The sequence below is a fragment of the Winogradskyella pacifica genome (genome assembly GCF_003386275.1).
GTDB classification, from domain to species: Bacteria; Bacteroidota; Bacteroidia; order Flavobacteriales; family Flavobacteriaceae; genus Winogradskyella; species Winogradskyella pacifica.
The window spans coordinates 1-6,732 of the sequence record NZ_QREI01000015.1 but is presented as its reverse complement, the minus strand read 5'-3'; the positions used below and the strand labels follow the sequence as shown (position 1 = coordinate 6,732).

7 protein-coding genes are annotated in these 6,732 nt (G+C 30.1%); all 7 read left to right on the top strand.

Features of this window, described 5'->3' with window-relative positions; translation table 11 throughout:
- Window positions 1–250 precede the first annotated feature (250 nt).
- The 7 genes from DFQ09_RS18295 to DFQ09_RS18265 all read left to right on the top strand — a co-directional run bounded on the left by DFQ09_RS18295 (window position 251) and on the right by DFQ09_RS18265 (window position 6,510).
- A complete protein-coding gene (locus DFQ09_RS18295) occupies window positions 251–826 on the top strand; it encodes a hypothetical protein (RefSeq protein WP_115813027.1) in 576 nt (191 codons plus the stop codon).
- Between the two features lie 149 nt (window positions 827–975).
- The gene (locus DFQ09_RS18290) at window positions 976–1,569 is read left to right on the top strand and encodes a hypothetical protein (RefSeq protein WP_147298375.1); all 594 of its coding nucleotides are present in this window, start codon (window positions 976–978) and stop codon (window positions 1,567–1,569) included.
- A 29-nt stretch (window positions 1,570–1,598) separates the two neighbouring features.
- Entirely contained in the window at window positions 1,599–2,192 is a 594-nt protein-coding gene (locus tag DFQ09_RS18285) for a BAR domain-containing protein (protein ID WP_115813023.1), read from the top strand.
- A 693-nt stretch (window positions 2,193–2,885) separates the two neighbouring features.
- The gene (locus DFQ09_RS18280; RefSeq protein ID WP_181897214.1) at window positions 2,886–3,590 is read left to right on the top strand and encodes an ankyrin repeat domain-containing protein; all 705 of its coding nucleotides are present in this window, start codon (window positions 2,886–2,888) and stop codon (window positions 3,588–3,590) included.
- Window positions 3,591–3,738: 148 nt separating this feature from the next.
- On the top strand, window positions 3,739–4,404 hold the full coding sequence (locus tag DFQ09_RS18275) for a hypothetical protein (RefSeq protein ID WP_115813019.1): 666 nt from the start codon (window positions 3,739–3,741) through the stop codon (window positions 4,402–4,404).
- Between the two features lie 379 nt (window positions 4,405–4,783).
- Window positions 4,784–5,539 (top strand): hypothetical protein, encoded by a 756-nt coding sequence (locus DFQ09_RS18270; RefSeq protein ID WP_115813017.1) that lies wholly within the window; start codon window positions 4,784–4,786, stop codon window positions 5,537–5,539.
- A gap of 161 nt (window positions 5,540–5,700) precedes the next feature.
- Window positions 5,701–6,510 (top strand): DUF4886 domain-containing protein, encoded by an 810-nt coding sequence (locus tag DFQ09_RS18265; RefSeq protein WP_115813015.1) that lies wholly within the window; start codon window positions 5,701–5,703, stop codon window positions 6,508–6,510.
- The last annotated feature ends 222 nt before the right edge of the window (window positions 6,511–6,732 follow it).

The window sequence follows — 6,732 nt, the reverse complement described above, 5'->3', positions numbered from 1 at the left end:
TGACGAAGTCTAAAGCTTCTGCGTGTATATTAACCTTATTCCTCTCTTTTGTTCTTTCTAATTTATCCTTAAATTTAATGAATTGTAAACTTAAGCCGTGTATAATTAATTGCTTTGGCAAGTGCTTATTTGGAAAATTCCTTCGGAATTTTCTCGGGTTCGTATTTGTTTACTAAATTAGTTGCTTAACCACGCAACTAACCATACACAACAACGTTAGCAACAAGCTGAAAAAACTCACGCAGAAAAATTGAAATACATACTATCAATATTTATTACGCTATTCTTTCTCTCGTGTGAAAGCAACAAATACGAGTCAGAATCGGAATACCAAAATTGCATTAATACCAAAACGTTTGAAAGAGGAATATTTTATCCTTTAAATACAACGGAATCGGAAATTGAAAAATCAGTTAGTGTGTTCGATTCAATTAAAAAATTTGAAATTTATTTAGAAAACGGAAAGTTACTTTCTGGAATTAATAAAAAAGATTATCTGTCTCTAATCTCAAGAATTGACGAAACTGAATTTCTCAAGAAAGAGTTCATCGAATTTAATTCTAATAATTATTTCATTGAGAACAATTTAATGACTTCATTATTTTTTGAGGAGTTATTTTATGATTGTGTAATGAGTTCGTTCAAGAACCAAATACACTATGACTTTATTTTAAGAACAAAGGACAACGTCCAACTAAATTCCTATCCGAATAGAGAAATATTGACTGAATTAGTCGATAAGGTAGATTTTCAAAGCGAAACACAAAGATTAATAATTACTTATTTGGTTTATTCTAACTTACATTGGAAATATGAAATGGAATAAAAGCCAGTTGCTAACACCGTGTATAATTAATTGCTTTTTACGTGCTTACTTGCGAAAATTCCTGCGGAATTTTCTCGGGTTCGTAAATGTTTGTTAACTTAGTTGCTTAACCACGCAACTAACCATACACAAACACGTTGGCAAACATTATGAGAGAATCCGAAAAAGAAGAAAAACTAAAAGAATACGATATAAGACATCACTTTTGGAGAGATAAAGTTTTCAACCAAATGGCATATTCAATAAATTTATTTTTAACCATTGGATTTGGGTTAATGGGATTTATGATAAGTCAAAAAGACCAATATTCTGATTGGACAATAAGCTCAACAAATGACTGTAATTGGAATGTAATATTTTTTTTCATTACAATGCTGATTACGTTTTTATCAATAATAATTGGAACGATTTCTGTGACTAGTAGATTATTTGATTTAAGGTTTACAAGTAACATTCTCAAAACAAGAAAAAAAACATTGAAAAATTTTGACAAATTACTTTCTGATGATTTTCCAGATGAGACTAATGAAAAAAATCTCATTAGTTACTTTAAAGTTATGTTTGGTAAAAACTATCGAATAAGTGATAAAGATTATTTGAATTTAGAATTATTAGAACAAAAATTTATGACTTTAAGAGGTTTGACTAGACAATTAGGAAGACTATCTTGGATTACTCATAAAGTTCAAATTGTAGTAACACTTATTGCTGTACTTATATATGGTTTTTTAATAGTAAATTAAGTTAGGATAAAAAAAGAGCACTACGAAAAATGAATATATTTAAATCTTTACTAGAAACACCAGAAAATTGGTTGCTTGGAATCGTATTTGGAGCTGTAGGTTATTTGACAAAAACTATTGTCGATAATTATCTAAACAAATCAAAAAAAAGAGTTGAACTACAAGAATTATACTGGAAAGAGAAAATTGAATCTGCCAAAAAAGCGTCTGAATATTATTTATATCAAATTGGATTTTTCAGCTTAACTGCTGACAAATATGAAATGATAGAAGAAGACCGAAAAGGAGCTGAAGAATTAGTTGAAAGCACGCAAGAATTAATTTCAAGTTACCAAAAGAGATTAATAGAATTTCCGCATTTTGAACATTATCACATAAATTTATTTTATGACTTTAACGAATCCAAAACAAAAGAAATAATAAAAGAAAATTACGAATCTATACAAAATATTCATTCGGTAAATTTTATCGAAACTGATGATAATGCAGAATTTAAAAGAAAATTTGACGTTTTGAAAACCAATTTCGGAATTTTAAAAAAGAATAATAGAGAGTTAATCAGCATATATCAAAACTATTTGAAAATAATAAGAGATGACATTAAAACATTACCTTATGAATAAATAACGATTTGCCAACACCGTGTATAATTAATTGCTTTGGCAAGTGCTTATTTGGAAAATTCCTGCGGAATTTTCTCGCGTTCGTATTTGTTTACTAAATTAGTTGTTTAACCACGCAACTAACCATACACAAAACCGTTAGCAGCAATGCAATTCGCACATTTTCGGCTAGTTTATTTTTCGGAGATTTTTTTTTTAGACTTTTAAGTCAGATAAATTAAAAAAACTCAACTTATTAAAACTCAATTGACGTCGGACTTGTTTCTAACCCGCCAAATTAAAGCCTGTGAGATCGTAATCGCTAATCAGCATAACGACGTCGGACTGACAAGCAGAACGTGCAATTCTGAACGTTAAAATGAAAAACTGGACTTATAAAAACCTCATTTGACTTTGGACTTGTTTCTTATCCGCCAAATTCTGTTCTGTTGGGATCTAAGTCACTCATCTACTCTACTACGTCGGACTGACTAGCAGAACGTGCAATTCTGAAACTTAAAATAAAAAACTGCTGCTAACACCGTGTATAATTAATTGCTTCGTTTCTGATCATCTGGAATATTCCTGCGGAATATTCTCAGGTTCGTGGGTTTTTGTTAACTTAGTTGCTCAACCACGCAACTAACCATACACATCAACGTTACCACACATTTGATGAAAAACAGTTTTAACCGAATAATAATTACCTTAACTATGGCATTTTCTCTATTTGGATGCAATAAAAAAGAAAAAGTTGACAATCTGACTTTTCAACAATATGTTGCATCTGGAAATTACAATAAAATCGAAAATCAACTTTCATACGGAATTGACCCAAATAATATTATTAACGATGGAGTTACACCAATAATGACAGCTTCTGTAAATGACCAAGTGGAAATCATTGAATTACTTCATAAATATAAAGCTGATTTAAATGCTCAATCTGAAAAAGGTTGGACTGCTGTTCTGTACGCATCCGAAAACGGAAATTTAAAATCATTAAAAAAACTTACTGAACTTGGAGCAAATATAAACTTGACTTTGAAAGGTGGAGAAAATCCAGTTCTTCAAGCTTGCTTTAGGAATCATCCCGAATGTGCAAAGTTTCTGATTGATTCTGGAGCAATAATTGGAATTCCAACAGAAATTGGATTAACCGAATTAATCGTTGCATCAGATTTAGGAAATCTGGAACTCGTAAAAATGTTGTTAAATAGATTTGACAACGTAAATTCTATAAACAAATATGGAGAAACTGCATTAATAAGGGCAAGTTTACGAGGGCACAAAAAAGTAACAAAGTTTTTAATAACGAAAGGAGCTGACAAAAACATAATAGACCAATCAGGAAAGAAAGCAATTGATTGGGCTAATGAAAATCAACATATTGAAATAAAAAGAATATTAACGGAATAAAAACGTGTGGTAACACCGTGTATAATTAATTGCTTTGGCAAGTGCTTATTTGGAAAATTCCTTCGGAATTTTCTCTGGCAAGTATTTGTTTACTAAATTAGTTGCTTAACCACGCAACTAACCATACACAAGACCGTTACCTACAATTATGAAAAACATTCCGTTACTGATTTTAACATTGATTTTAATTGCAAGTTGTGATTCAAAACAAACTTCATCGGAATTGAAAAAGCTGACTGAAAAACTGACCGAAAAAGACAAACAGATTTCGGAATTACAAAAGCAAATTGAGAATTTAGAAAACACCCAAGCATCTGATTATTATCGTTTCGTAGGATCTACGGATTCTGAAATAAATGTTGCGGAAACACTAAAAAGCGGAGAAAGGAAATTAATTGACAAAAAGGATTTTAAAGATACTTTAGATGTTTCAGACAATTTTTTCGTCTATAAACACACATCTGAAATCAATCAAACGTCTGAATCGGGATTTGAATCAGTCCTTCGTAATTTTGACCAAGTCAAATCGGGATATGGAAATGACTTTTTTGTGAGAGTAATGACTTTTTACAATGGACAAAGTTTACCTCTGGAAACTGAAAATTCTAAAACAGATATTCATATTTTGATTCAACCGACTGAATTAGGTTATGAAAATAAAACGTTCGTGATTTCGGACTTTTATGATGTTGACTTAAAAAAGCTGGAAAAGAAAAATAATAGTATTGAATTGACTTTTGAACACGGAAAATTTCCGAGAAAAAAAGAATTGATAATAATAAAACCTGAATTAGTGAAATTTGGAATAAAATAACTATTTCAAAAAGGATTGCACGAACAGATACAGAGAAAAAATTAATATAACAATAGAGATTATTATGCCTAGAGTTCTGTCAAATTTAGAATAAGGAATTCCTTTTTGCCAATGTTTTTTTGAATGTTCCCATTCATAATAATATGCCAGAAAGATATAAACCGAGATTACGAAAAGTATAATTGACATAAATAACATACACTAATATAAAAATTAAAAATAACTGTAGGTAACACCGTGTATAATTAATTGCTAGGTAAGTTCTCATCGGGAATATTCCTTCGGAATATTCACAGGTTCGTACCTTTTTGTTAACTTAGTTGCTCAACCACGCAACTAACCATACACAAAACCGTTAGCCACAATTTGAAAAAAAACTATGAAAATATCATCAATTAATAAAATAATTAACGATATAGTTATGAATCCAATGTCGGAAAAACTTTCGGATTACGGATTTAAATATAAAAAAACCGACAGTAGTTTTATCTTATACAGAAATGGATATTCCTTTATTATTAGTCTTTATCGACGAGACTATAGATTCATATTCGACGAACTTAATGGTAAAGTCTTTATAACTTTTCGTTTTGGCTATAGTTTAAATTTAACTGACTACAATAAATGGTATCTTCAAAAATTTAATGAAGAATCTGAAGTACGTTATGGTATTTCTATAGACTACATTTATTTGGAATTAAACGATAGCCAATATAATCAATCGGATTTTTCAAAACAGCAACATCTTCCTATATCTTTTATCAAAAATGCAGAGAATGACCTAATCAACGAATTAGACGGTAGAAAACATATTAGTTTTAAAAATTATTTTGAAAACATCTTACAAGAACGTGTTAGATTTTTAGATGATGGCGTGGATTTGAGAAGTGTTGGCAAGGGTAAAAATTTACTACCTATGGCACAACTTTGCGTTCCAATATATTATGAGCAATTTGATTATGCGCAAGAACTTTTTGACAAACATTATCAGTTTAGAATTGACTATATTATGAAAGCTAAAAGTGAAAATCAAGAAAAAGAAAAATTAAAACAATATTCTAAAGATTTTGATGAATTTATAGAATCAGCTAAGGAGTTAATCGGAAAGGAATATAAAAACCCCTATAATTTTTAACTATTCAAGCGAAAAAAACTGTGGCTAACACCGTGTATAATTAATTGCTTGGTACGTGCTTACTTACGAAAATCCCTTCGGATTTTCTATGTCGTGATTATTTTTTAAATTACTCGCTAAACCACGCAACTAACCATACACAAACACGTTACCTGTAATTTATGAGAAACTTTGTGTTAATCATTTTAGCTGTTGCAATTACGAGTTGCAAATCTCTTAATACAGAACTTTCTGAAGAATTAAATGTGCTCTTTATTGGAAACAGTTTGACTTATTATCACGAAATGCCTCAAACTCTTCAAATGATGCTGAATGAAACAAATACGAATATTACGATTGACCAAAGCACTTATCCAGGCTATTCTTTGTCTCAGCATTTATCTCGCAAACCTGAATCGACAACTGAACACAGAATTATAACTCTTACCGAAAAAAAGATAGTGGAAAAAGATTGGGATATAATAATTCTACAAACTGGAACTGTTAGTGTTTTAATTCCAGAAAATCGTGAATTAAAAGTAAATAGAGCTATATCGAGAATTAAAGAATTAGCTACGAATAAAGACTGTAAATTTATATTATTTAATACGTGGCCATCAAAAAGAGAATATCCAAAGAAATATTGCTATTCTGGATATTCAATTGACAAATCAATTAAAGATATTGATTATTGCTCGCCAATCATGGAGAATTTAGAACAAGAAATTACCACAATTAATGAATCATATGATTTAGTTTCAAAATCGAATAACATATTAAAATCTGACAATGGAGACAAATACTATGAAGTTAGAACATCTTATCCTGAAATTGAACTTTATGAAGACGATATTCATCCAAATAAATACGGAGCTTTTTTAAACGCTTGTGTTTTTTACCAAATGCTAACTGAAAAAATAGCTTCCGATTTAAAATACAATGGAGAAATTGAACCAAAAACAGCTGAATTATTAAAGAAAATAGCGAAATAAAAACTACAGGTAACACCGTGTATAATTAATTGCTTTTTACGTGCTTACTTGCGAAAATTCCTGCGGAATTTTCACAGGTTCGTAAAAGTTCACTAATTTAGTTGCTAAACCACGCAACTAACCATACACGTATTCCAAGATCAAATCCTAGTAATATTTAGTTTTATTTTTTAGGCTGCATATTGCTGAAGAACGACATAAGGTGTTCCTCTTTTTACTACG